The 25,065-nt window shown below is 51.5% G+C and carries 27 protein-coding genes, 1 tRNA gene and 1 rRNA gene; 14 read left to right on the top strand and 15 right to left on the bottom strand.

Features of this window, described 5'->3' with window-relative positions:
• Window positions 1–23 precede the first annotated feature (23 nt).
• Window positions 24–138, top strand: a 5S ribosomal RNA gene (gene rrf, locus AB8615_RS09975).
• A 266-nt stretch (window positions 139–404) separates the two neighbouring features.
• The gene (locus AB8615_RS09970) at window positions 405–887 is read left to right on the top strand and encodes an FKBP-type peptidyl-prolyl cis-trans isomerase (protein WP_409432443.1); all 483 of its coding nucleotides are present in this window, start codon (window positions 405–407) and stop codon (window positions 885–887) included.
• A 154-nt stretch (window positions 888–1,041) separates the two neighbouring features.
• Here the strand turns inward: AB8615_RS09970 and AB8615_RS09965 are convergent.
• The 3 genes from AB8615_RS09965 to AB8615_RS09955 all read right to left on the bottom strand — a co-directional run bounded on the left by AB8615_RS09965 (window position 1,042) and on the right by AB8615_RS09955 (window position 2,993).
• Window positions 1,042–1,118 (bottom strand) — tRNA-Met (locus tag AB8615_RS09965).
• Window positions 1,119–1,178: 60 nt separating this feature from the next.
• Window positions 1,179–1,856, bottom strand: a complete 678-nt coding sequence (locus AB8615_RS09960) for a DUF2461 domain-containing protein (protein WP_409432442.1) — start codon at window positions 1,854–1,856, stop codon at window positions 1,179–1,181.
• Window positions 1,857–1,970: 114 nt separating this feature from the next.
• Window positions 1,971–2,993 carry a sigma 54-interacting transcriptional regulator gene (locus AB8615_RS09955; RefSeq protein WP_409432441.1) on the bottom strand — a complete coding sequence of 341 codons (1,023 nt, stop codon included), beginning with the start codon at window positions 2,991–2,993 and terminating at the stop codon, window positions 1,971–1,973.
• A gap of 237 nt (window positions 2,994–3,230) precedes the next feature.
• On the opposite strand from AB8615_RS09955, the gene AB8615_RS09950 reads away from it, so the two are divergent.
• The 5 genes from AB8615_RS09950 to AB8615_RS09930 all read left to right on the top strand — a co-directional run bounded on the left by AB8615_RS09950 (window position 3,231) and on the right by AB8615_RS09930 (window position 5,401).
• Window positions 3,231–3,383 carry a hypothetical protein gene (locus tag AB8615_RS09950; RefSeq protein WP_409432440.1) on the top strand — a complete coding sequence of 51 codons (153 nt, stop codon included), beginning with the start codon at window positions 3,231–3,233 and terminating at the stop codon, window positions 3,381–3,383.
• Window positions 3,384–3,566: 183 nt separating this feature from the next.
• The gene (gene pspA / locus AB8615_RS09945; protein WP_409432439.1) at window positions 3,567–4,262 is read left to right on the top strand and encodes a phage shock protein PspA; all 696 of its coding nucleotides are present in this window, start codon (window positions 3,567–3,569) and stop codon (window positions 4,260–4,262) included.
• Between the two features lie 120 nt (window positions 4,263–4,382).
• Window positions 4,383–4,625, top strand: a complete 243-nt coding sequence (pspB, locus tag AB8615_RS09940) for an envelope stress response membrane protein PspB (RefSeq protein ID WP_409432438.1) — start codon at window positions 4,383–4,385, stop codon at window positions 4,623–4,625.
• Window positions 4,618–5,130 carry a PspC domain-containing protein gene (locus AB8615_RS09935; protein ID WP_409432437.1) on the top strand — a complete coding sequence of 171 codons (513 nt, stop codon included), beginning with the start codon at window positions 4,618–4,620 and terminating at the stop codon, window positions 5,128–5,130. The genes pspB and AB8615_RS09935 overlap by 8 nt, the downstream gene beginning before the upstream one ends.
• Before the next feature lie 40 nt (window positions 5,131–5,170).
• Complete coding sequence (locus tag AB8615_RS09930) at window positions 5,171–5,401, top strand: hypothetical protein (RefSeq protein WP_409432436.1); 231 nt, start codon at window positions 5,171–5,173, stop codon at window positions 5,399–5,401.
• A gap of 124 nt (window positions 5,402–5,525) precedes the next feature.
• Here the strand turns inward: AB8615_RS09930 and mnmD are convergent, their stop codons facing one another.
• The 3 genes from mnmD to AB8615_RS09915 form a co-directional block, all read right to left on the bottom strand.
• Entirely contained in the window at window positions 5,526–7,214 is a 1,689-nt protein-coding gene (mnmD, locus tag AB8615_RS09925) for a tRNA (5-methylaminomethyl-2-thiouridine)(34)-methyltransferase MnmD (protein WP_418152340.1), read from the bottom strand.
• Between the two features lie 87 nt (window positions 7,215–7,301).
• Window positions 7,302–7,670 carry a hypothetical protein gene (locus tag AB8615_RS09920; protein WP_409432434.1) on the bottom strand — a complete coding sequence of 123 codons (369 nt, stop codon included), beginning with the start codon at window positions 7,668–7,670 and terminating at the stop codon, window positions 7,302–7,304.
• A 127-nt stretch (window positions 7,671–7,797) separates the two neighbouring features.
• Complete coding sequence (locus AB8615_RS09915) at window positions 7,798–9,123, bottom strand: lytic murein transglycosylase (RefSeq protein WP_409432433.1); 1,326 nt, start codon at window positions 9,121–9,123, stop codon at window positions 7,798–7,800.
• Between the two features lie 200 nt (window positions 9,124–9,323).
• On the opposite strand from AB8615_RS09915, the gene ykgO reads away from it, so the two are divergent.
• Together ykgO and AB8615_RS09905 are read left to right on the top strand one after the other, a co-directional pair.
• Window positions 9,324–9,449 carry a type B 50S ribosomal protein L36 gene (ykgO, locus tag AB8615_RS09910; protein ID WP_026942405.1) on the top strand — a complete coding sequence of 42 codons (126 nt, stop codon included), beginning with the start codon at window positions 9,324–9,326 and terminating at the stop codon, window positions 9,447–9,449.
• Window positions 9,450–9,533: 84 nt separating this feature from the next.
• Complete coding sequence (locus AB8615_RS09905) at window positions 9,534–10,241, top strand: tetratricopeptide repeat protein (protein WP_409432432.1); 708 nt, start codon at window positions 9,534–9,536, stop codon at window positions 10,239–10,241.
• Window position 10,242: 1 nt separating this feature from the next.
• Here AB8615_RS09905 and AB8615_RS09900 read toward each other — a convergent pair whose 3' ends face one another.
• The 5 genes from AB8615_RS09900 to AB8615_RS09880 form a co-directional block, all read right to left on the bottom strand.
• Entirely contained in the window at window positions 10,243–11,409 is a 1,167-nt protein-coding gene (locus AB8615_RS09900; protein WP_409432431.1) for a dipeptidase, read from the bottom strand.
• Window positions 11,409–12,458, bottom strand: a complete 1,050-nt coding sequence (locus AB8615_RS09895; RefSeq protein WP_418152339.1) for a Rieske 2Fe-2S domain-containing protein — start codon at window positions 12,456–12,458, stop codon at window positions 11,409–11,411. The genes AB8615_RS09900 and AB8615_RS09895 overlap by 1 nt, the downstream gene beginning before the upstream one ends.
• Window positions 12,459–12,489: 31 nt before the next feature.
• The gene (locus AB8615_RS09890; protein ID WP_409432429.1) at window positions 12,490–13,104 is read right to left on the bottom strand and encodes a trimeric intracellular cation channel family protein; all 615 of its coding nucleotides are present in this window, start codon (window positions 13,102–13,104) and stop codon (window positions 12,490–12,492) included.
• Window positions 13,101–13,955 (bottom strand): tRNA glutamyl-Q(34) synthetase GluQRS, encoded by an 855-nt coding sequence (gene gluQRS, locus AB8615_RS09885; RefSeq protein WP_418152338.1) that lies wholly within the window; start codon window positions 13,953–13,955, stop codon window positions 13,101–13,103. The genes AB8615_RS09890 and gluQRS overlap by 4 nt, the downstream gene beginning before the upstream one ends.
• Window positions 13,956–14,044: 89 nt before the next feature.
• Window positions 14,045–15,457, bottom strand: coding sequence for a helicase HerA-like domain-containing protein (locus tag AB8615_RS09880; RefSeq protein WP_418152337.1), 1,413 nt, complete (start codon window positions 15,455–15,457; stop codon window positions 14,045–14,047).
• A gap of 121 nt (window positions 15,458–15,578) precedes the next feature.
• Between AB8615_RS09880 and AB8615_RS09875 the strand changes: the two genes are divergently transcribed.
• The 3 genes from AB8615_RS09875 to AB8615_RS09865 all read left to right on the top strand — a co-directional run bounded on the left by AB8615_RS09875 (window position 15,579) and on the right by AB8615_RS09865 (window position 18,118).
• Window positions 15,579–16,664, top strand: a complete 1,086-nt coding sequence (locus AB8615_RS09875) for an AI-2E family transporter (RefSeq protein WP_409432426.1) — start codon at window positions 15,579–15,581, stop codon at window positions 16,662–16,664.
• Between the two features lie 77 nt (window positions 16,665–16,741).
• Window positions 16,742–17,434 carry a DUF1223 domain-containing protein gene (locus tag AB8615_RS09870; RefSeq protein WP_409432425.1) on the top strand — a complete coding sequence of 231 codons (693 nt, stop codon included), beginning with the start codon at window positions 16,742–16,744 and terminating at the stop codon, window positions 17,432–17,434.
• A 336-nt stretch (window positions 17,435–17,770) separates the two neighbouring features.
• Entirely contained in the window at window positions 17,771–18,118 is a 348-nt protein-coding gene (locus AB8615_RS09865) for a DUF2794 domain-containing protein (RefSeq protein WP_409432424.1), read from the top strand.
• Window positions 18,119–18,179: 61 nt separating this feature from the next.
• Here the strand turns inward: AB8615_RS09865 and AB8615_RS09860 are convergent, their stop codons facing one another.
• Entirely contained in the window at window positions 18,180–18,911 is a 732-nt protein-coding gene (locus AB8615_RS09860) for a Bax inhibitor-1/YccA family protein (RefSeq protein WP_409432423.1), read from the bottom strand.
• A gap of 109 nt (window positions 18,912–19,020) precedes the next feature.
• On the opposite strand from AB8615_RS09860, the gene AB8615_RS09855 reads away from it, so the two are divergent.
• Window positions 19,021–20,061: an aldo/keto reductase gene (locus AB8615_RS09855; RefSeq protein WP_409432422.1), complete on the top strand. Its 1,041-nt coding sequence runs from the start codon at window positions 19,021–19,023 to the stop codon at window positions 20,059–20,061.
• Window positions 20,062–20,610 carry an RNA 2',3'-cyclic phosphodiesterase gene (gene thpR / locus AB8615_RS09850; RefSeq protein WP_409432421.1) on the top strand — a complete coding sequence of 183 codons (549 nt, stop codon included), beginning with the start codon at window positions 20,062–20,064 and terminating at the stop codon, window positions 20,608–20,610. It begins immediately after the preceding gene.
• A 5-nt stretch (window positions 20,611–20,615) separates the two neighbouring features.
• Here thpR and AB8615_RS09845 read toward each other — a convergent pair whose 3' ends face one another.
• Genes AB8615_RS09845 through AB8615_RS09835 form a run of 3 tightly spaced genes read right to left on the bottom strand, consistent with a single transcriptional unit; the run spans window position 20,616 to window position 24,860 of the window.
• Window positions 20,616–22,718 (bottom strand): HlyD family efflux transporter periplasmic adaptor subunit, encoded by a 2,103-nt coding sequence (locus AB8615_RS09845; RefSeq protein WP_409432420.1) that lies wholly within the window; start codon window positions 22,716–22,718, stop codon window positions 20,616–20,618.
• A 4-nt stretch (window positions 22,719–22,722) separates the two neighbouring features.
• Window positions 22,723–24,093 carry an HlyD family efflux transporter periplasmic adaptor subunit gene (locus AB8615_RS09840; RefSeq protein ID WP_409432419.1) on the bottom strand — a complete coding sequence of 457 codons (1,371 nt, stop codon included), beginning with the start codon at window positions 24,091–24,093 and terminating at the stop codon, window positions 22,723–22,725.
• A complete protein-coding gene (locus tag AB8615_RS09835; protein WP_409432418.1) occupies window positions 24,090–24,860 on the bottom strand; it encodes an efflux RND transporter periplasmic adaptor subunit in 771 nt (256 codons plus the stop codon). Before AB8615_RS09835 ends, AB8615_RS09840 begins: the two co-directional genes overlap by 4 nt.
• Between the last annotated feature and the right edge of the window lie 205 nt (window positions 24,861–25,065).

The raw sequence follows: 25,065 nt of genomic DNA, 5'->3' as shown, positions 1-25,065 counted from the left end.
ATGCGACACATGACTTGCATTAACCGGGTGGTTATTGCGAGAGGTCCCCACCCGATCCCATCCCGAACTCGGTCGTTAAGCCTCTCAGCGCCGATGGTACTTTGTCTTAAGGCACGGGAGAGTAGGTCGCTGCCCGGTTTATCCAAGTCATGTCATGCAATTCTTCTACGGAGATATGCATTAACCCTCATTATATAACAATCAGCGCTCCTCACGGGGCGCTTTTTTTATTGCAAATTTTCAGCTTCAGACATGGCATTTTGCAAGAAGTGCAGTCATTTTGCGGCGGGCATTTTTGCACGTTTACGACGCCGCGGCTTGAAGGTGATGGAAGCTTATAGTTGTGATCCCTAGCGCGATCTTATAACTATAGCGTCGATCTCCAAATAATAGAAAGCCCTATCATGTCCCAAGCGTCCCCTTCCGTCATCGGATTTCATTACACGTTGAAAGACGACCAAGGGCAAACGCTCGATAGCTCGGCTGGTGGGCATCCTATGTTGTATTTGGCTGGCAGCGGTCAAATCCTCCCGGCGCTTGACACGGTGCTGCAGTCCATGGCGGTGGGGGATAAAAAGTCTGTGACATTATCTCCGAATGACGGTTACGGCGCGGTCAATCCCGCTTTGAAAATGAATGTTAAGCTCGGCCAATTTCCAGACGGTACGGAGGTAAAGCCTGGCTTACAATTCCGCATCAACAGTGAACCCAATTCCCCTATGTTTCGCGTGATTAATGTGTTGGGAGAAGAGGTTTTTATTGACGGAAACCACCCTATGGCAGGTAAGACACTTCATTTCGACGTTGAGGTGTTAGAAACTCGCGCTGCGACTGATGAGGAGTTGGCTCACGGTCACGCGCACGGCGCGGGCGGGCATCATCATTAAGCCGAAAGGCCTATTGGCTCTCTAGAACGAGAGGGTGCGGTTTACGCTTGAGAGTCTGATAAATAACGCAGTATTTTATTCATACTGCTCAGATAGTCGCCCACAAAAAAACCGCCTGATTGTTTATATTTAAACAAGGTGGCGGGTTATTATTTGGTTGCGGGGGTAGGATTTGAACCTACGACCTTCAGGTTATGAGCCTGACGAGCTACCGGGCTGCTCCACCCCGCGTCAAAGAAAGCACGATATATGAGTCTTGCGGGCAAACTGCAAGGCGTAACTGCGGAAAAATTAGATTTTCTTAGGGTGGTGAAAAGGGTCGCGAAAGGCGAGGAGTTTTTGACAAGCCTGTGCCATATGCACAGCCTTATCAATCACGCGATCTTGTAGCCAATCTTCAGCTGATAAAGCCTCAAAAACAGTGAAGCTTTTAAGCTTTAGGTCACTCGCATGGGGATGATCACCATACTGACTAAAGCCCCGCGGCATGGTCGTCAGCGTGTTCTCCCGATCCAGCGCTAAACCGGCAGCGTCGAGGTCAGCTAGCACATCTGCGTAGACATTTGGACGATCCAAAATCTTCTGCCGTATGGGTGCAAGCACTTTGGCATCCAGCCCGTAATGTCCGCAACCCAGACGGCCACCGTCTCGGTCCAGGCGTACATAGAGTCCGCCGCCGCTTTCCGTTTTCGTCCCACCGCGCGTCAACATTCCGCTAATGTGAAGATTATAGGGCGTTTTATCCTTGGAAAAACGCACATCACGGTGAAGGCGAAACATCGTTTTCTTTGACCCCTTGAGTCGAATGTCATGCACCTCCATCGCAAAGCTGATGGATTCGAGTAAGTCGGCAAAGGGGTCTTGCAGCTGTGTCTTGAATTCATCTCGGTGCGCGCCGAACCAGTCTTTGTTATTGTTAGCGGCGAGCTGATTGAGGAGGTTAAGGCCGCCTGGCGTAAATTTACTCATAAAGATGTCCCATATGCTTTTCCCCTATTGTTCTTCCGTCAGAGATATTGCTCGGGCGGTCGGCGGCAGCCTAGCGAAAGCTTACTGGAGGCAAATGGGCTCTCCCGCGCCTGCCTATTTCTTTAAGCCATGCTTGCGCAGCAGTCCACGAAACTGATGATAGCTGAGATCAAGATAGTCTGCCGCCCGCCCCTGATGGTTCTCCGCGATCTGAAGCGCTTCATCGATGAGCCGCCGTTCAAACTCCATAACTCGTTCGGTAAAAGCCTTTAGGGGAGCGTCGGCTTCCTCTGTGTCTGCTGGTGTTTCGGGGTCGGGAGGTTGATCAAGCACACGGCCCGTAGACTCGCGAAGGCGATAAGGGCTGTCAAAAGGATCAAATTGCAGGGTGGCAATAGGCTGAACCAAGGCCTCATCTGCGAGCCATGCCTTTGCCGTATTGCGTTCGACCACAGACTTTAGCTCTCTCACATTGCCGGGCCAGTCATGGCGCAGTAATTTTTCCGCAGTCTCTGCGGTAAAACCTGGAAAGCGGTCGCCACCTAGCTCGCTCGCCATTTTCTTTCCGAAATGCTCGGCTAAAGGCAAAATATCTGCGGTGCGTTCGCGCAAGGGTGGCAGGTGCAAAACGTCAAACGCTAGACGGTAAAGCAGGTCAGAGCGAAATGTCCCTGCCTTAACCGCGGCCGTGAGGTCTACATTTGTTGCTGCCACGACGCGGACATCGACGTCTTGTGTCTCTGCCTCGCCGCGGGCTTCGTATTGACCATATTCAATCGCGCGCATTAGCTTTTCTTGTAGGCGAGGGGAAACGCTATCAATATTGTCTAGCAGCAAAGTCCCGCCATCCGCCGCAAAGAAGCGCCCATTAGTTTCGTCACGTCCATCCATCAGGCTGCTGCCAAAAAGCGCGACGTCTAGCTCTTGATCTGTGAAGGCGGCGCAGTTGACCGTGATCATCACTTGCTCCCACCGAGGAGACAGGAAATGCACACGAGCTGCGATCATTTCTTTGCCGGTGCCTTCTTCTCCAACAATCAAGACAGGCCTCGATAGCACCGCGCAGTCCGATACGCGGTCCATAAGGGACATAAAGGATTCGGATTGTCCGATCGGCTGTTGCGGAAGTGACGCCATATTGGCTTATAATACTAAATTATATTAGCTATTGAAACTAAATAATAGCTTTATTTACTAAATAATTTTCTCGATATTTTTAGAAATTTCAAAAACTCAATAAAATCAATGATTTAAAAATTATCGACTCTGCACCGTGAAATGATCATATTGAATTTGTCAGCAGGACACTTCCAAACGAAGGCCCGCAGACACAAGGAGACGAAAACAAGAAAGTCATAACACAGGAGAGAGATCATGACATTCCGCACTATAGACATCGACACAGAAACATTGGGTGCCACCAATGCTTCGCCATCCATTCCCGCCCGCCATAGCCGTTCGCGCCGTCGGTCAGCCATCATGGCTCATGCCCGCACAGGCTCGCGTATCGCTGGCTTTGGCTTTTAGAGGATACTGAACAAAATGGATAATTACGACACACACACAACGGAAAGCTGGCGTCGCAAGGGCGCCCGCTTCGTCCGCTACGTCACAACCCGCCACCCAGAAGTATGGGGCTTTTTCGCCGCCGGTTTCTTGGTCGCAAAAATATTTTAACCCCGAACCCGCCACGAACTTTAGGAGACGACAATGGGAATTTTTTCACGCATGGGTGATATCATCAACTCGAACCTCAATTCTATGATTGATAAGGCAGAAGATCCTGAAAAGATCGCCCGTTTGATCATCCAAGAGATGGAAGACACACTGGTCGAAGTCCGCACAGACGCCGCCCGTAACATTGCAGAGCGCAAAGAATTATCGCGCCGTGCTGACGACTATCAATCGCGTGCCAGCGATTGGGCGACGAAGGCCGAACTTGCACTGACAAAGGATCGTGAAGATCTGGCGCGCGGCGCTCTATCTGCCAAGCAGCAATCAGAGGCGATGCATGAAGTTGTCTTAAAAGAAATCGATATTATTGACGAGGCTGTGGCCAAAGCGGATGAAGATTTGTCCAAGCTGCAGAGCAAATTGAACGAGGCGAAAGCGAAGCACAAAGCGCTGTTGATGCGCGGTCAAGTGGCTCGCGGTCAAATTAAAGTCCGCCAGCAATTAAGTGATAACAAGGTCGAAGACGCCTTGTCCCGCTACGCCCGTATGGAGCGCAAAGTCGATGAGCTAGAGGCACATGTCGAGAGCTTTGACCTGGGCGCCGGCGAAACTCTGGAGAGCCAGTTCGCCGCTTTGGCCGCCGATGAGGCGATCGAATCTGAGCTAGCTGCTCTGAAAGCTAAAGTTGGTACGCCAAAAGCCGCCAATGGCGATAAAAAGAAAGCCGGTTAACCCGACCCCCTTTGAACGGATTAATCGACCCATGCCCGAGCGGTGAGGCAACGTCCTCCCCCTCTGACCCTCCCGTTCGGGCATATCGCATAAACATGAAGAATGAAGAGAGAGACCTAAATGTTTAGACCTGAAGTTTTAGTTTTCATGATCCCCATTGTGGCGATCGTGATGGGCATCGGCTCCGCAATGCTGAAGACTTATTATCAGCACAAAGAGAAGATGGTGCATCATATGAGCGGCGACCAAATGGCCGAGCTCGACCAAATGTCAAAGATCGCTGACACACTCGATCAGCGCGTCGCCGTCCTTGAGAGTATTCTTGATGACGAAGTTCCAAATTGGAGACAGAAAAATGGGTAGAAAGTATAAAAATAAAATACACCGCGCAATGCTCGACGAGAACTGGGAGGGTGATGACGACGGGTATGATTACGCTGGCCCGAACAAATTACGCCGGAATAAAATTGACGGTATTTTTGGTGGCGTCTGCTCTGGCTTCGGAGATTACCTCGGCCTTGATCACACAGTAGTCCGAATTTTATTCGTCTTATCCGTGATCTTCCTCGGCTTCCCATTGCTTGCATATTTCATCTTGTGGCTGTTCATTCCGAGTGACAAGCGCGCGCCTTACCGCCGCGAATATCGCGAGATGCGTCAGGCTAAACGTCAGCGCAAAGGAAAACGCCGCAAAGCCTATACTGCCTATCAAGAGGAAGAGGATTTCCCGACCCGCCAAACGACAGCGACATATAATGATGTGCGCTCGAAGTTTCGGTCCCTAGAAACCCGCCTACAAGATCTAGAGCGCAATATAACCAGCAAAGAGTGGAAATTGCGCCGCGACTTTCGTGACCTAGAAAGCTAGGTCACTGCCCACCCCGATCCGCAGGAAAGGAGAGACTGCCATGATCAAAACAACTACAATTATAATCGCTCTGGCTGCGCTGAATATTGGCGCCGCCAACCCTGACCCAGACGCATCGCTGATGCCGCAAGTCACAAGCGTCAACCTTCAACTGTCGCATTTAGATATCCAATCTGGTGCAGAGGGCCTGAATACTACCGTTGTCGAAGACGCGGATTTCGCTCTAAGACTGACTTTAAAAAGTGGCCGCGTTGTGAGCGTGAGATTTTGAAAACGATTTAATTAAATACAATACGAATATAAAAATTCGCTCGTAGGTCTGCTCCGTCAGTCTGCGAGCGTTTTACTGGGCGCGCTATGGTTGAAAATGAGAGGCTTGGCTCTCTCTTGGCCACTTATCGCCGACCAAAGCGCGCCCAAACTTGCGGGTCGATGGGGCTTGACTCGCCGCAAATACGACTGACCAAAGCCTCAGCCAGAAGCGGTGCAAAAACGAAGCCCCGCGACCCAAGTCCTGATAGAAGCCAAGTCCCGTGATCTAATTCGTCCAAGAGAGGTAGGGTGTCCGCAGTGGTCACGCGAACACTGGTATGAGAGGGTATTGCTACGGGTTGAATGTCTTGGCCAACGTGCTTTCGATAATTTTCTAAATTGCTTTTGTCGTCCTCTACTGTCGGTGCGTAGGGGTCGCCGTCCGATAATCGCCCATGCGTTGCGCCCAATAATAATTTGTTATCAAGCGGCAAAGCGTAGCCACCATAGGTCACGGGCGACGCCAACTCCCCCTTGGCCCAAGTTAATTGTCCGCGCGAATATCGGAGGCCTAGGTCAGTGTTTGATACTAGCTCTTTTACGCCAAACCCTGCGGCGACGATAATTGAGCCGTCGTGATCCAAGTCGGAAAGCGAATTGACTTCGCGCTCCTCAATCTCAATGCCGTTGAGCCAATTATGTCGGATGACGTCGGGGTCAATAACGAGAGAACTTCCCAGCAATAATGCGCCACCTGCTAGGTCTAGATGCTCAGGCGATAGGGGAGCTTGCGTGACTAATTTTTCAAATCTTATACGATCTGCATCAGACTTTGGAAGGTGCGTGACGCCTTTTGCGATTATCCCGCCACTGTCCTGATAAGCCTGCAGTGCATAGAGATAGCTCGCCAAGAAAAACCGACTTTCGGGGCGATCTTGTAGATCAAGCCTGGGCTTAATCAGAGCGGCAGCGTTGGCGCTTGCGGCAGTTTCCATTCCTCGTGAAATCATACGAGGCAAGACGCCGCGCCGCATAAAAGCTCGCGCCAGACTTGCGCCTGCAATGCCTGCGCCGATAATGAGGGGTTGGTGAAATTCGGTGTGTTGGGTGGGATTTTTTGGGCCCTGATAGACAGCTTCCAATCTTTCCCGCTTGCGCCCGAATCCTGGCATTTTTTGCGGCGTAAACCCTGCGTCTTTTAAGGCAATCCTGACCGCGCCAGCTACGGTGAAAGTTGCCAGACGCGCAGCCGCAGCAGAGCGTTGCGCTATCAGCTGCATGACACTTGCCGACCACATATCTGGATTTCTCGACGGGCTAAAGCCGTCCAAGAACCATGCATCGACGAGACCATTTATGGCGCCTAACCCCGCCTCAATGTCGTCATGAATGAGGGTGAGTGTGACGTCGCCGAAATGCAAACGATGCAGCCCGCGCACGCGTCCTGGCCATGCATTAATTAATTGATCGGCAAAAACACTTAGCTCTGGCCAAGCGGACAATGCTCTGGCGAGTTGCTCTTGGTCAAAGGGAAACTTCTCTATCGAGACAAAATGCAATCGTCCACCTTTTGGTTTCGTCGCCTCCCACATCTGGCAGGTCGCCAGAAAGTTGAGCCCTGATCCGAAGCCCAGTTCACCGACTGTAAAAACACGTTTGTTTTGCCAAGCGTTTGGCAAGTCGCAGCCTTGTAAAAAAACAATGCGCGCTTCATCTAGCCCGCCATCAGTGGAGAAATAGATATCGCCAAAATCTTTGGCCGCTGGCGTGCCTGGCCGTGACCAATCCAGCGTCGGTGGATCGCATTGTGTGAGGGGTGTAGGCGCGGGCATAATATGCCTTACCATGGGCGTAGTGTTAGCCCAATAAAAAAGCCCCGATCCGAGGATCGAGGCTCACATCAAAATTGATCGTTTGACCTATTCAACTTTTTTCTTGGCATCGTCGACCATTTTTTCGCTAGCATCTTTCATAGCTTCCGCTTTTTCACCTGCTGCGTTTTTCAACGCTTCAGCTTCTTCAGCCGCCATTTCGCCTTTTTCTTTCAGACGTTCAACATTTTCATTTGTTGCGTCCTTCATTTTTTCAGCTTGCTCTTTCATCTCTGCTGCTGTGCGCTCTGCAGCCGTTTCGGCCTCAGATTTCATCGTTTCAGCGGCTTCTTTGACATTTGCAGCGCCTTCAGATGCAGACGCTTTGGCCTTCTCAGCCGCTTCTTCGGCATTGCCGCAAGCGGTGAAAGTGAGGGTGGATGCGGCCAAGGCGGCCATGAGTAATTTCTTAGACATTGATGTTCTCCATGTGTGTCTCAATCCGCGACATTTCGTCGAAGATTAAGGCGGCAACATGGCGAAAGATTAAAAAATGTAAAGAGAATGTTAGGGTGATTTAGCCCGAATCTACAGAATTTCGTGTCTATTGCGCCAAGAGGCGAGCGAGTAAATCCTGTTCCATATAGCCGTCTGCGGGCAACCCTAATGAATTTTGCCAAGCCCGAATGGCTTTGCGCGTATTCGGGCCAACTTGTCCGTCTACACCACCAGTTGAATACCCTAGCGCCGTTAATTTGCGTTGCATTGTTTTCTTGTCTTCAAAGGAAAGTGCCTCGTTCTCGCGCGGCCAAGGCGTTGAAATTACTGTGTTTCCCCGCAAGGCCTCGCCCAACACATTTATGCCCATGGCGTAGCTTGTTGAGTTGTTATATTTCTTGATGACATCAAAGTTTTTGAAGATCAAAAACTTCGGCCCGCGATGCCCGCCCGGTGCAATCAACTTAGCTTCCAAGAAGCCTGCATCAGCCGTCCATGGCTGCCCGTTCATAGTCATAACGCCTGCAGTGGTCCATTGATTGACGGTGCGCTTCGTGGTTTCAGTCAAGCCATAATCAAAGCCATCGACGACACGCACTTCTTCCATAACAGGTTCACTTGCGCGCCAGCCATGTCGCGATAAGTAATGCGCCGCAGAGCCGAGCGCGTCGGCCTCGCTTTCCCAGAGGTCTTTGTTACCGTCGCCATCGAAATCAACGGCGTAATCTCGGAAAGTCGTCGGGATAAATTGCGTCATACCCATGGCGCCTGTCCATGATCCGACGAGTTGATCTTGGCGCACATAACCGTCTTGCACCATTTCTAACAGAGCCAACATTTCACGTTCCGCAAAGGTGCGGCGGCGTCCTTGATAGGCGAGGGTGGCAAGGCTGCTGACCATATCATCGCTGCCCATGATCTTGCCGTAAGCGGTTTCTAGACCCCAGATCGCAGTCAGGATATGACGCGGCACTTGGTAACGGGCTTCAATCGCATCAAATGTGGTACGGAAATTGGCAAGCTTGGTTTCACCAGAATTAACACGCGAAGCAGACGCTGCCCCGTCCACATATGACCACACAGGTTTCGTGAATTCTGGTTGCGTTTTGTCGCGTTCAATCGCTTTGGGATTAATTGTGGCGGGGGCAATCAGGCGGGCGACGAGGTCTTGACTATAGCCTTGCGCGACGGCGCGCTGCATAAAATCGGCTTTCCAGACATTAAATTTTTCAGCTTCCGTCATAACAGAATTGTGCGTGACATCTGTGTTTGTGGCTTCTGTGTTCGTGGCTTCTGCATTTCTGATAGGGGGCGTCTCTGTCTGCGCTTCATTTGCTGCAGGTATGTCCGCATCAGAGTCTCCAGCAGACGCGCAAGACGTGCTGAGCAAGGCGAAGGAAAATAGGGCGAAAGAAATCAAAAAACGGTGCATAATGTGTGCTACCAATTCTGTCCCTACTCGCATAGGGCGTAAAACATGACAAATAAGCGATAATCCTTAACAAAGCCTCGGCGGGCTAGCTTTCATGTCGCCGCGATTGAGCGCAGTTAAGCGCGGTTTAGGCGTTGACTTGACCCTATCCCCCGCATATATCGCGCGTTCACGAATTCTAAAAGAGGAAGGCTAGAGCCATGAAAGTTCGCAGCTCGCTGAAATCACTGAAAAACCGTCACCGCGATTGCCAAATTGTGCGTCGTAAAGGCCGTCTATATGTGATCAACAAAACTGACCCGCGTTTTAAGGCGCGTCAGGGCTAATTACACATGTCGGGGGGTAATCCTCGCCAAAAAGTTATGTTTGCGCCTCTTGCCAGCCATGGTCGGAGGCGTAACTATGTCTGCATGTCATATCGGTTCATTATAGCTACGTCCTGCATTGTCCTTTTTGGGGCAAGTGCGGCGTTCGCTCAAGACCTACCTGCGCCAACGCCTCTCCCCGTGCCTGTGCCGGAGATCGAAATTCCGACCACGCCTCCCAATCCGCAAACGGATGACACAACGGACGCGTTGGACAACAAGAATATCGTTGATCAACCCGATTACTCGCAGCTTAGCGCGGCGGCTGAACGCCAAGCCCGACTGGACGATATGTTTGATCGCCTCAAAGCGGCGCCCAATGCGGATGACGCGAATTTGATTGCGGAAGAAATTTGGGCGGTTTGGCTCGACAGCGGATCGGCTTCTGTGAATTTGGTGCTACGCCGCGGGTCGGATGCGCAGAAAAAAGGCAAGTCGAAACTCGCGCGCCGCATGTATGATCAGGTAATTACCCTAGAACCAAACTATGCCGAAGGGTGGGCGCGAAGTGCGAGGCTAGCGCTGGAAGAAAAAAACTATTCTCGATCTCTTGTTGAGGCCACACGTGCCTTAGTCGAAGAACCTCGCCATTTTTATGCACTATGGACAATGGGCAATGTGTTTGAACAACTCGGCCGACAAGAGGATGCGCTGGAAGCCTACCGTGAGGCTAACTCACTTTATCCTGAATTGAAGGCCGTCAAAGAGCGCCTCGAAATACTGGAAGCCGAGATTGAAGGCTCTGCGCTGTAGATCAATCTTGTGGTAAGTTCGCTGCAAAAAACGCCTTCGCATTCTCGCCCATCACGCGACGGATCGTTGGTTCGTCCATGCCTTGGCGCAGCAATTCATGGGTGATGGCGGCCAGTTCTGATGTGTCCAGACTGACTGTAACCGTCCCGTCAAAGTCTGACCCTAACGCGACAGCATTGGAGCCGAGTAACTCAACGGCATCTATGATCGCGCTGGCAATGCCTTTGGGACTGATGTCGCAGATCACGCCGTTGAAATAGCCAATTCCAATGATCCCACCGCGCTTGGCGATCTGCTGCAGCACGTCATCAGGGAGATTGCGATTAGCGGTTTTAGGGCAATGAGCGATGGTGCCGCCATGGCTGATGAAAATAGGATCAGGGGTGAGGGCGAGGACGTCGCGCACGACTTGCTCGCTGCTATGGGCGACATCGATGATGATGCCTTGGCGGCGCATTTCCAACACAGCTTCACGACCAAATTCCGTCAGACCGCCTTTGGAGTGTCCGTGCATAGAGCCGCCGAGCGCGTTGTCGAAAAAATGCTGCAAACCCATCGCGCGGTATCCCTCATCATAGAGCCGCGATATATTCTCTATCTTGCCTTCCAGCGGGTGCGCCCCCTCGGTGAGAAGAAGCCCGGCCAGCACACCTTCAGGCTGTTGCAAGTCGCTCGCTTTGCGCACAATAACGAGCCTGTTTTTCGGCTTGGATTCGATCTTTTGTAGGCGCTGTGCTTGGTAGGCCGCGCGTTCATAAATGGAATTCCATGTCCGAATTGGCCAGAGCTGCGCTTTGGCCAGCAGGGCAATATCATCCGGCGCGTCACTGGCGTTGTCGTCAAAATTCAAGCCACGCGGCGACTTGGTGACAGCCGAAAATATCTGAAACTCTACGCCCCCATCGCGGAGTCGTGGCAAGTCGACGTGACCCCGTGTCTGGCGTTTCGCACTGTCCCGCCGCCAGAGCAGATTATCTGCATGAAGGTCGGCGACATAAAGCTGCTCATGCAGAGCCTTCGCGTTTGCTGAGACGGGATATGGCGCGTGGGGAAGAACTGGGTTCATCTTGGCATCTGTGCCGGGAACAAATACGCCAAAGACGTATAATCCGCCTGCCAAAAGGGCTGTGCCCAGCAAGCCAAAACCCCATTTCACAGACCGCTTCATTAGCTTCTCCAGCGCAAAATTTTAGCTTTCACAGGATTTTTAAATTCCCGTCCCTCCGCGCGACTTTTGGCCCATTCGCGCTTGAGTTGGTGATACCATTTCGCCTGCGTATCGGCGTCTTCAATCAGCATTAGCGTGGGGTCATGGCGCAATCCCATTTGTTGCAAATCGACCATATCTGCATCTTGGCGCAGGAACTTTCGTGCACCAGATGCAATGATGGGTTTGAGCATTTTAAAGGCAAGATGGTCGCTGAAAAAAATCTGACGAATTTGCGTATGGGTTGCATCGATAGGCGTCACAGCCGTGAAAGACAGCACAGTTTTGTCGCCGACTTTAATCTCCTCTGTGCGAATTCCAGGCAGTTGAAACGCGATCTCTGTGATGGGTTTACCACCGAGCAATTTATAGGCGAAGGAGTTGGAAGACGGGCTATGGGAGGCCATGGCGAAGCCACGCTCGCGTGGTTCAAACGCTTTGGATTTTTCGTGGATAGAGTGCTCTGACCGCCACCACCATTGCCGATGGACATAGGGGTCGTGGGCGGGATCCATCAGTCCGATAACGGCGTGACCGACATGACAATTCAAGGTCAAATTATCATCAATAACGGCTCGACCTGTTGCAAAAGGAAAGGCTGGAGGAGAGATTTTGGGGTGCCCTGCGAAACGCTTATCGGCAGCAATATATACCCAGATGAGTGCACCGTTTTCTTGGGTCGGGAAGATGCGGACTTTGATCTTTTGAGTGTCCATATTTTGCCCCTCGCAGAGGGCAGGGATTTCTTGGCATGCACCGTCCTCAATCCCGAAGCGCCAGCCATGATAGGGACACTCAACTGTGCCAGATTTGAGGCAACCAGAGGATAAAGGCGCCGCGCGGTGGGGGCAGACATCCCGCATGGCAAAGACTGTTCCGTCTTCATTTCGCCCCAGCGTGATGGGCTCTCCCGCAATTTCGCGTCGGACCAGCTGTCCGCGGGCCACATCATTTGACAGTCCAGCAAAATACCAAATGTCAAAAACGAAATCGGAAGCCTTATCTGCCATGTAAAACCTATATCAGATTAGCCGTTATAGGCTAGCGTTCAAAATTCGCGCGGGGGAGGTTGAGTTTGAATTTCAGGCTCAAAGCCCGAATCACAAAAGCGACTATTGCCCCGAGGGATAGTGCGCCCAACTCTGATACGCCGTATGTGTGCGCCAAGAAATAACCTGCCGCGCCAAAGATCGCCGCTGTCGCATAGATTTCCTCGCGCAATAATAGCGGTGTTTCGTTACACACGACATCGCGGAGTAAACCGCCCGCTGTGGCAGTGACAGCGCCCATCAGTGTGCAAATTAAAAAGCCGTGGCCCAGTTCCGCTGCCTTAGACGCGCCCACGACTGCAAACAAGGCCAGACCCATTGCGTCGACCCATACCAGAGCGCGGATGCGTGCCCAGAAGGCAGGGCCAAAAAACGCGGCAATCCCTGCCAAAGTCGCGAGCCATAGCCCTGTTGGATCAGAAAGCCAAAAAACGGGGACGTCCAAAATAAGATCGCGCAAAGTGCCGCCGCCTATTGCTGGCAACCACGCGATTATAATGACGCCTAAAATATCAAATCGCTGCCGCACAGCCATGAGACCGCCAGAAAGCGCAAAGACGAAGACACCCGCCCAGTCAAACACATTTAAAATCATATCCGCTGTCATGGCGTCGCCATAGCGAAGATGTCCTCTGGTGTCAGGCCTTTTTCTCGCAAGCTGCGAAGGGTTGTGTCGTGAGTGCGTTTAGACAATTTCTCGCCGTCATGCCGCATCAATAGTGGGTGATGGTGATATACAGGTGTGGGCCAATCCATGAGACGCTGGATCAGAACTTGTAAAGGCGTTTGATCGATAAAGTCGGCGCCGCGTATGATGTAAGTGACACCCTGAAGCGCGTCGTCATGGGTGACGGCGATGTGATAGCTTGTGCCAATATCCTTGCGGGCGATGATGGGGTCGGGATGGTTGCCATTTGTCCATCGCTCAAGGCTGGGGCGTGCATCCTGCTCAATCAGCGCATCCGCCTTAGCAGGTGTGGTTGCTTTATATAGTAGTGAGTAATCACTAACATATGTCAAGGCTGCGGATAGGTTTAGTCTGACGGCGAAAGGGAGGGAGAGTTTCGAAGCGCTAGAGGGCGTAGTAAAATAATCTAAAAATTTATCGGTGGATATAGATTGATCTTGAGTAGACCTCTGACCGGTGGCCAACTCTGCACGGCTTAGGCCACAAGGATAGGCGAGACCACGTTCGATCAGGGTGGCTACGCTTGTCGCGTAATCGACCAAGTGATCGCTTTGCACACGCACAGGCTCTGGCCATTGAAACCCTAGCCAACGCAAATCCTCATAGATCGCAGTCCTATACTCGATCTTGCACCGCGTATGATCAATATCTTCAATTCGCAGCAGGCACTGCCCGCCATTATTTGCTGCGAAAGAAAATGCCTGCCGCGCGGCAAAGGCATGGCCTAGATGCAAGAAGCCTGTCGGGGATGGCGCGAAGCGGGTGAGCATTTATCGCCGCGTAATACTGCCGAGGATACCGCGAATCGCGGACCGCAAGCCACGGCGGAACATTAGCTTCGCCTCGTATTTGACCTCTTTCATAATTTGGTTTTGTTTCTTGCGCGTTTTTCTTTTCGCTGGCGTCTTGGCTTTGGCTTTGGATTTTTTTTCGCTTTTTCAGCTGCCGCCTCTGCCTTGGCGGCTGCTTTGGCATCGGCTTCTGTTTTAGCCTCTAGAATTTCATAGGCACTTTCGCGGTCAACGGGTTTATCGTATATGCCTTTGACGGGGCTATCAGCCAAGACAGCCTCGCGCTCGGTCGGAGTAGCCGAGCCGAGACGGGAGGCAGGCGGGCGGATCATTGTGCGACCTACAATGCCAGGCACGCCTTTAGCGTCGAGCAGAGAGACGAGCGCTTCGCCGACGCCAAGGTCTGTGATGACATCTTCGGTATCAAGTTTTGGGTTTTCGCGGAATGAACTGGCCGCTGCGCGAACGGCTTTTTGTTCCTTGGGTGTGTAGGCGCGTAAGGCGTGTTGAATACGGTTTCCAAGCTGTCCCAAAACGCTGTCAGGAATGTCCATAGGGTTTTGGGTGACGAAATAAATGCCAACGCCCTTAGAGCGGATCAAGCGCGCGAATTGCTCGATCTTATCGATAAGGGCTTTGGGGGCATCGTCGAAAAGCAAATGCGCTTCGTCGAAAAAGAAGATCATTTTGGGTTTATCGGGATTGCCGACTTCGGGGAGGTCTTCAAATAATTCGGAGAGCAGCCAAAGCAAAAATGTTGGATAAACGGATGGAAGATTGACTAGGTCATCCGCTGCCAAAATTGACACAACACCTTTGCCATTTGCGTCAACTCGCATGAGATCTGCTAGTTTTAAGGCAGGTTCGCCAAAATACCGCTCGCCACCTGATCGTTCTAAAACCAGTATTTTCCGCTGTATCGCGGCAATAGACTGACTTGTGACATTACCATATCGCCGACTGATGTCGGATCTGTTGTCCGAAATATAATTCAGCAATGAGCGCAGGTCTTTGACATCAAGCAACAACATTTTTTCATCGTCCGACAGGGCAAATGCGATATTTAATATGCCTTCCTGCGTTTCATTAAGCTGCATCAGACGTGCCAATAAAGTTGGCCCCATCTCAGAAATTGTGGTGCGCACGGGGTGACCTTGCTTGCCTAAAAAGTCCCAAAAGATCGTAGGCATGGCGGCATAGTTATAATCTTCCAGCCCAATTTTTTCTGCACGGCTGATCAACTTGTCATGAAGTTTATGGGTGGTGCTACCGGCTTGCGAAATGCCAGACAAATCGCCTTTGACGTCTGCGGCGAAGACAGGAATACCGGCTTTGGAAAAGCCTTCGGTTAGGATTTGCAGGGTGACAGTTTTGCCTGTGCCTGTCGCACCTGCGACGAGTCCATGTCGATTGGCGAGCTTGAACAAGAGGTTTTGTCGCTTGCCATCTGTATCTGTCCCGATGAAAATACTGTCGCTCATATGTGCATACCCTGACTGAAACGAATTTGTTATGGGGGATAGGGCATGAATACAATATAACAAAGCCTAATTGCAAACGTGCGCGCGCGCTGCTAGCTGCGATAGGCAAGGGACTAAAGCCATGAAAACACAAGATACAACCATTCGCGCAAGCCTTCTCTTCCTCGCGGCCTTCGCAGCGGTGACGGCACTCTATTTTACGCGGCACCTTATGGCACCGTTTGCGTTGGCGATATTTATTTGGTTGATCATTGATGCCTTTGCACGATTTTTAGACCGCCTCTCTCCAAAGTTCCCGTATTGGTTGGCGCTTACGATTGCGGTGCTGACGGTTGTTGCGGCGATTGTTGGGATTGTTTTCATTATTGCTGATACAGCGGCTGGGCTGGTCGATCAGGCGCCAAAATACCAAGGTCGCTTGAGCGAAATTTTTGCTTGGGTAGGGAATTTGACGGGACAGGATGTCAGTTTTGGGTCACTGAACGAGCGTTTCGGGCTAACAGATAAAGTTGAAGCAGGCTTGGCTGGCTTTGCGGCGTCTATTCAGGGTGTTTTGTCAGACTTCATGGTGATTGCGATCTACGTCGCGTTTCTCTTTGCTGCGCAGAGCAGCTTCCCTAAGAAAATGGACGATCTTTTCCCCAATGCAGACCGTCGAGCACAAGCCCGGAAGGTTGGCGAGCGTATTCGTCATTCGATTGAAAAATATCTCGGCGTTCAAACCGTTATCAGTCTGATGCAAACGGTGATTAGCTTTATTGGTATGACGGCTTTGGGGCTCGATAATGCGCTGTTCTGGGCGCTTGTGATTTTTATCTTAAATTATATCCCAATCGTGGGGGGATTAGCGGCGGTGGCGCTGCCGTGCATGTTCGCTTTGGTGCAATTTGACAGCGGCGGAAAAATTGCTTTGCTCGCAGGCATTTTGTTTGGCGCACAATTTATTATTGGCAATACGATCCAGCCGAAGATGATGGGCGATAGCATGAATTTGTCTGCGCTGGTTGTGGTTTTGTCGCTGACCCTGTGGGGAGCATTATGGGGCGGGGTGGGCGCGTTTCTGTCTGCGCCGTTGACCGTAATCATCATGATTATTTTGGCACAATTTGATACAACGCGTTGGATCGCTGTGCTGTTATCTGCCGATGGCCACCCCGATATGGATGAGGACGAGAAGAAACGGTCTACCGTGACCCCGTCCATGTAACCAGCAAAGATGCGCCTCACGCGCATGTGATGCACACGTTTATAGCGTGTTCAGTTTTCACGCGCTATGACGGCGTCATGAAACATATGACACTGACATGCCTCTTGGGACTGGGCCTTCTCTGGCCCGCAGCTTCGGTAGTTGCCGATGAAGCGCCACAAAAAACGACCCATGTGGTGGAGTTGTTTACGTCCCAAGGCTGCTCGTCCTGCCCGCCGTCTAACCGCCGCGTCAGTCTGGTCGCGCAAGAGCCAGGGGTTTTAGCGCTCAGCTACGGCGTGACTTATTGGGATTATTTGGGATGGAAAGATACATTCGGTGACCCAAAATTCACGGATCGACAGCGCGATTACCGCGAAGCTTTGAACGGCGCCAATCTCTACACACCGCAAATTGTCCTCAACGGTTCGGCGCATAGTCCGAAATATTCGGTCAAAGATATGCTCTCTATGCCACTGTCAGACACGGATGCGGCTCCGCAGTTATGGTGGGAAAAAGGCCAATTTTTTGTGACGTCAAACTTGCCTGCTGGCGGCGCTGTCGCTGTCGTAAGCTATACGCCAGGTCTACAAGATGTGGCGGTCAAGGCGGGCGAAAATGGCGGGCGGACGCTCAGTCTTACCAATGTGGTCACAGATATTGAGATCGTTGAATGGACGGGAAAGCCTGTCTCTGTGCCGCTTTCCCGCAATGATGGCCAATCTTACGCTGCTTTATTTCATGCACCAGAGACTGCCAAAATTCTCGCCGTTGCGACTTACGCGCCGTAGTATTTGAAAACCGTTACCCCAATAAAAAACGAACCTTATCGCGGGGCTGGACGCGAAAGGTTCGTTTTCTTCATCCTTGGTATAAATACTTCGGGATGAATGTCTTAGGAACGTGGGAGTTATCTGACGGAACCCGCGGAAACCCGGGGGCTGGGGGGGCTGTAAGAAACCGTGCTTTCACAAGTCCCGCCTGACAACGATCATTTGATAGATCGGTAATATGCCTAGAACACGACCCAAATAAGGCAACTTTGTGGCACATCGTTACAAAACCGAGAGGGAGATTAAGGCGCGTTAACCCTTCTCACCGCGGGCGATCTGCCATATATCAAGAGTATGACGAATATTGTGCCGCTGCCATCCCCGCAAAATAAGCGTGGGAAACCTTCCCAAGTCGCGTTTAACCGCAAGGAGCTGTCGCTCATCCTTAACGTCTATGGGCAGATGGTGAGTCAAGGAGATTGGAAAGACTACGCGATGGATTTCCTGCGGGATAAGGCCGTGTTCTCGATCTACCGCAAGGCATCAGAACATGCGCTCTACCGTATCGAGAAAGTGCCAGCCTTGCGACAAAAGCAAGGGCAGTTCGCCGTGATTGCGCCAGGTGGCTTAGTCTTAAAGCGCGGTCATGAGTTAGATGCTGTGCTGCGCGTCTTTGATAAACAACGCTTTAAAACTATATAGCCGCCACAAAAAAAGCCCGCCAAAATGACGGGCTTTTCTTAATCTGGGTTAGGGCCAGAAATTAATCGCGACCAAACAAGCTCATCAAGATTTGGAACATGTTGATGAAAGCCAGCAGAAGCGACGCTGCGCCAAAGGCTGACAGTTTCTTCATCATCGCAGGGTTGCCAACGCTACCGTAATAGACGCGCTTGAGCATTTGTGTTTCCCACGCCACGATGACAGAGATTGCGAGCAAAGCGATCGCCAAGATTACTGTACCGAAGACACCGCCGTTAAACGGGCTTAGTTGCGGCACAAACATGCCAATCAATCCCAGAGCGATGTAGCCTAAAAATGCAGCTGCCGCATACTTGATAATTGAGCTGAGATTAAAGCTAGTTGTGTAACCAAATAGGCTCAAGGCTCCAAACATTGCGACTGTCATAAAGAATATCTTTGCAACGATATACGGATCGTAGATTGAAGCGTAAGCTGACATCAGAACGCCCATAAAGGCGGCAAAGCCGAACAGGAAGGCTAGCACGCCGCCAAGGCTCATTGAGGGCAATTTTTTACCGACAATGCCGAATCCAAATACAATGATAAAGAAAGAGGCTATTGCGACGACGGGGTTATAAATCAAACCCAAAATGTTTGGATTAGCAATGATCGCTTGCCCAACGAAATATGCCACACCAGCGGTGACCGCCATAGCCAACGCCATATAGCGATAGGTGCCCAGCATAAAGCTGCGCAGGCCGAGATCTGTCTCGGCGGACGCGGCGACGCCTGGGTTATACTGATTACTCATAAAGTTCTCCATGAACAAGGTTATCCGTTGCGACGGACTTACCATATATATAAGGCATGTGGCACAGAATTCAAAGTGTTTCACACTATATATCATTAAGGAAAAACTTATGGAAAAGCGCAAACTCGGACAGACAGATATCGAAGTCACCACGGTGTGCCTCGGCACAATGACCTGGGGAGAGCAGAACACTGAGGCCGAGGCGCACGAGCAGCTCGACTACGCAATAGATCGCGGGATTAACTTCATTGACGCCGCGGAAATGTATCCTGTGCCCGGCGACCCAAAGACCCAAGGCCGCACCGAAGAATATATCGGCAACTGGATTGAGGCCCGAAAGAATCGAGATCAATATATTTTGGCCACAAAAGTTGCGGGCCGTTCCGCGATGAAATGGACGCGAGATAGCGCCACGCAAACACGTCACACGCCTGCGCAAATAGACGAAGCGGTAGAAAAATCGCTCAAGCGGCTCAAGACGGATTATATCGATCTCTATCAGCTCCACTGGCCGGACCGTGACATTGCAGGCTTTGGATTTCACAGCTACCGCGATTACGACACGGAAGAGATGGTGGCGCTGGAGGATATACTTGGCGCGCTGCATCGCCACGTGGAAAAAGGGAATATTCGACATGTCGGCCTATCGAATGAATATGGCTGGGCGACGATGAAATTCTTGGAAATTGCAGACCGCAATGGCTGGCCGCGCATGGTCTCCAATCAATGTGTCTATTCGCTTATATCTCGCCGTTTCGATTATGAGCGGGCGGAAATTGCGATGCGCGAAGGTGTTGGCTTGCTCGCCTATTCGCCGCTCGCAATGGGTCTACTGACGGGCAAATATGATGACGGCAAAACGCCTAAAGGCTCGCGCAAAGACTTGTTTCCAGACTTCTTGGGTCGATATAGCGCCGCGCAAGACGCGATTATCGATTGTAATGATACGGCTCGGAAGCTTGGCCTGACGCCGACTGAATTTGCGCTGAAATTTGTTGAAACGCGGGTCTTCCTCACATCCAATATTATTGGGGCGACGACGATGGAGCAGCTTGAAGAGAACATCAACGCTCACGAAATTGTCTGGACAGACGAAATGGAAAAAGAGGCGGCGAGAATCCATGAGACCTACCGCTCGCCCGTCGCCTAAATGATATTATTCGCCGCCATCAAACTGCCGCCGCGCACGACGAAACGCTTGGTCAAAGAGCAGAAAGGTGTGTCGGGTGCGCGTTGGTCGGATGCGGATAAATTACACATAACACTCGGATATTTCGGTGAGGTCGATGATGACCGCGCTGAAATTCTGGACGAAGAACTCGCGCGCAAACCTCTGCCAAGTCTTGAGATTGAATTGCGAGGAGCAGGGCACTTCGGCAAGGCTGAACCCCATGCGATCTGGATTGGCGTAGCGCCGAATCCTGCGTTGACCCGCTTGCATGAGCATTGCAAAAATGCAGCGCGGCGTGCAGGAATTCAAATGGAGAAACGCCTCTACCGCCCGCATGTTACACTCGCTTACCTAAAACCATTCTCGCCGATTGACCGCATTATCAGCTTTGAAAAAAGGCTAGCAGATTTTGAGACTTTGCCTTTTTTGGTTGATGAATTTTTTCTCTTCTCCAGTCATAGAAAGGTGAATGGCCCGAATATTTATCGCATGGAAGCGAGCTATCCTTTGATTGGTCGCGCGGAATAAATATCTTAAAAGTCTGTCTCGCGTAGCAGCACTTTCATCACATTTTTCCAGACAGATTTTGCAGGACTCGTCGGTGTGGCTCGCAATTTAACAACGCCACGATCTAGTCGTGATTGCGTAAAACCCTCGACATGTCCCTGCACACGGAAAACAGGAATGTCTGCGATTAATTCCCCCGCCATGTTTTCAGTCACAGCCAATGCCCCCCCGCCGATGACAGTTAATTCTTTTGCTGTAATTTCTTGCTCGGCTGTTGGAGATATTAAATTAATCTGTCCCTTTTGTTTGGCTGCGCCGAGTTGGTCACTGATGAACGTAAAAGATGCACCAGCTTGCAAACGTGCAGCGTCAACCTCTCGGGGCAAAGCAATTAATTCCACGCGACTAGGATCTACAATTCTCATCAAACGGTCTGCGCGACCTATTTCACGGCCTGCAACGAATCCAAGTGGCACATCACTAATGATGCCAGCGTGCGGCGCACGAATTGTGAGGCGGTCGACTTCTTTTTCTGTCGCAATCAATTCAGCTCGCGACTCGGATAAACGATCGCGCCAAATATTTCGAAGCTGCCGGTCCTCTGTACTGGCGGCTTGGCGATTCCATTGTGCCTCTGCCAAGGCGAGATTAAGCTTGGCTATCGCCAGTCGATATTCTAATTCATCTGAGTGTAAGACAGCTAAGACTTGCTGCGCTATGACCTGCTCACCATTCCTCACAGGAACATCCAGAACGCGAGCCGCGCTCATGGGAAAAATCTCTGACTGCGTGACTGGGCGAATGAGGGCGGGCGCAGTGATTGTGCGCTGCCACGGAAACAGAAAGGCAATCAAAAGTGCTGAGACTATAAGTAGAGTTACCCGCCCGCGTGAATTATTTAATATGGTCATTTTCTCACTCCACCAAACGCGCAATTCCCGAGAGATCGGCAACGCAATAAAAATTCCAATTTCAACGACAAACAACACAATCCCAATCGCCTTGGGGAAGAGGTGATGCACTAAAATCGCGATCCCGATAAATAAGAAAAACCGATAGACCCATGTGGACCATGCATACGCGGTAAAGCCAAATCTTGCTCTGGCGGTTGTCTGTTCGGCAGTCGGATCGGACAGGCCAAACAGTGTTTTGCGCATCGTGTCACGGCCCACAGCAAAGCCGCGTTCCTGCAAATTCTCTGTGCCGAATAGATCGCTGAAAATATAATATCCATCGAACCGCATCCACGGGTTTAAGTTTACTGCGAGCGACATTACCCAACTGGTCGTTGCGGCGAAAAATGCGATAGATCGGAACACCCCATCGGGTAAAAAACTCCAGAGAAAGATAGAGAGCGCAGCAATACATAATTCGGTAATGATGCCCGCGCCGCTAATTAAGATACGCGACCGCCGATCACTAATCCGCCAAGCATCTGTTGTATCGGTATAGAGTATGGGAAACATCACAAGGAAGGCGAGGCCGATGGTTGGCACGCGCGCGCCGAAATGATGTGCAGCAAAGGCATGACCTAATTCGTGCAGAGCTTTAATTGCGATCAGCGAAGCCGCGTAGAAAAGAAACCCTTGGAAGGTGAAAAAATACAGAAATGTGCTGACGAATTGCTCCCACTGACGCAGTGCAAAAAATGTCCCGATGAGGCCGATAGCGGCGAAGGCCCATGCCGTTGCTGGATGGAAAGCTTTCGAAACGGTCCCGCCCCAACGGTTGAGGAAATTTTGTGGCTGCCAGAGAGGAATACGAAAAAAGAGATATTTATGAATTAGTTGTTCATGCCAAGGCTTGCGTTGCGCGGCCTCCTCATTCGCCAGTGCCTCTGCCTGAGCTCCGTCTTCTGGAGTTGCCAGTTTTTGTTTGAGTAGGAACGCAGTGAGATCTTCGAGTGCTTCGCGATCAAACCGTAATTCTGGTGCCTGGCGCTGGATGCGCTCAAGAAGGGCGTCTGCGCGCTCTGCTTTCCAGTATGATAATACCGTCACAGCGGCGTGGCCCAAACGGTGAAACTTCCCCCGCAACGGATCATAGATCATCCAGCTACCATGCAGGCCATCGCGGATAATTGATAACTCTTGCCTTAGAGACGGCAAGTGTGGGTCGGCCGCACTCACGTCTTCAGAGTCCCGTCATTTGCCGTAAAAGTGTTAGAGGTCGCCGCGCAAGCCAATAGCCAAGCGGCGCTTTCTCACCATAAATTTTTGCGACGCCTCGGGCGCCAATACGAGGGGTGACGTCATTATCTAACTTAGCAAAAGCCTCGAATACCATGCCGCTTTCGGGGGATGGGCTGGCGTGGAAACTCGCGCGTAGCAAGCTTGCGTCCAGCGCATTGACAGGGTCGCTGTCTAGAAACATCCGCACGCGCGCGCCGCTTTGCAATGCCTCGCCATGAGCGAGGGGGGCATCAATGCGCAGCAGCACGCGTGTGGGTTCAGCAATTTGTATAATTGCTTCACCGGTTGTCACGGGTCGCCCCGTCCAATCTGAGGGATTTGTGTATAGCGCTAACCCACCCTTGGGAGCGAGAAGCATTGTGCGTGATAGGCGGTCACGTGTGTAGTTGAGCTTTGCTGCAGCGAGCTTGGCTTCCGCGTCTGCAATCGCAATTTCGCGTTTGGCCTCACCATCAATGAATGCTGTTAAGCCCGCTTTTCGCCGCCGTGCGTCGGCCAGTTGTAACTCTTGTTGGGCCAGTAAATATTCATTGCGCAACGCGACGTCCTCAAATTGCACAAGGGGTGTGCCTTCAGCCACGAGCGCATTTGGCTTGACGAGGATTTGCTGCACGACGCCTTCCATGGGGGCGGTGATAATATGGGGGTCAGCTGCGATAATTTCGGCTGGTGCGAGCGTTGTCATGGGCACCGGGATGCAGGCGATGGCTGCCAATATAGCGCAGGTCGCAAGTAAAACTGTGCGCTTGCGTGCACTCATGCGCGAGCGTTTTCGGCCCTGCATTGCGGCGTCAACCATGCCGAAAATCTGCGAGAGCCGAAGCATAATCGGCGCGTCTTTATCTTCAAAGGCTTCATCGCGCGTGAACAGCAGACCCCCGCGTTTTGGGTTCGGGGCGAAGGGGACGAAGCAGGCGTGCTCGAACGGGTAGTCGAAGGCATCATTGGCGCGCCGGCTGCCCAGCACAAAGCTTGCGCGGTTTTGTAAGTCTCCGTTTTTGGCACGACCCAAAAGGTGTCCGTGAAGCCAGCGGGCGAAGGGAGTTTGCTTATCAATCGTCTCAATGCCTGAAATGGCCTCTAGAGTCAGGCGCTGCCCTAAGCGCGATACCCAGATAATATGACCACATTTCAGCAAGCTCTTCGGGCGGTTCACCGCCAGATGTTTGAGGGATAGATGATCCTTTGCGTTCAGAGCCTCGCCTTCGATCTGCAATAGTAACTGCAAGGGCGAAGGCGGCGCTTCTGCCTGTGCCTGTTGCGGCGCGGATGTTTTTGCGTCGGGCTTCGGGGCCACAAGCTTGATCGTCATGATTTCGGCGGCGCAGAAAAGCTGGCTATACCACTCATGCCGGGCTTGGCCTTGATTGATTTGGCAGGGCGCGCTGTAACTTCAATCGTTTGGCTGACAGGGTCGACGGAGGGCGACAGGCGCTCAATCTTGGCTGTGAAAGTCTCGCCAGTTTCGTCAACTTTAAATTCAAATTGGGTGCCGACTTTCATCCAACGCACCCAGTGTGAAGGGGCGATCACAGACATTTCTGCTGTGCCTGCGCGAATTAGAGAATAAAGCGGCTGCCCGATTTGGGGCGTTTCATGAGCGCTGACGTGGCGCGTCGCGACGTAGCCAGCAAACGGGGCCGTAACAACACAGTCTTTGAGAGCCACTTTAATGGCGCGGATTTCTGCGGAGATTTGATCCCGCTCTGATTTCGCAATTTGCACGTCCAATTCACCCGCGGCGCCCATAGAGAGCAACTCATTTTGATTGTTATATTTTAGAGCGAGAGTTTGGTGGGCTTGTTCTCGCACCTCAAGGTCAGCCTCTTGGCGGGCGCAGTCAAAGCGCGCGATCGCTTGCCCTGCTTTCACATAACGTCCCGCCTTATAGGGCGCTGATAGCAGCTTACCACTCATGCCTGCGGCGATGTCTGCGGTTTGATTTGGGACCAGAACGCCACGCGCAATCATGGGAGTTTCTATGTTTATCTCATCCGTTCCCGCGCTCGTTGCCAGCGTCATCGGCGCGTAAAAAGTGGCGTAGCTGCCCAGAATAATGGGTAATAAGTAGTGTTTCATGATGCCCTCGCGTTATACACTTATAAATTGCATTATAGTATTAAGGGCGAGTTAATTTGAACACGCTATGCGTGTTTTAGCCGTTTGACCTCATGTTATACATTATAATAACACAATAAAAACAATTACATAAATTCACCGTAGTCTTCGATGAAACTGCGAATCTCATTTTAAAAATAAAACTAGAGGGTGTATTTTAACGCTC

It is taken from the genome of Litorimonas sp. RW-G-Af-16 (assembly GCF_048319245.1).
Taxonomy (GTDB): Bacteria; Pseudomonadota; Alphaproteobacteria; order Caulobacterales; family Maricaulaceae; genus Litorimonas.
Note: the sequence above shows the minus strand (reverse complement) of the source record. Positions and strands in the feature narration are given on the sequence as shown.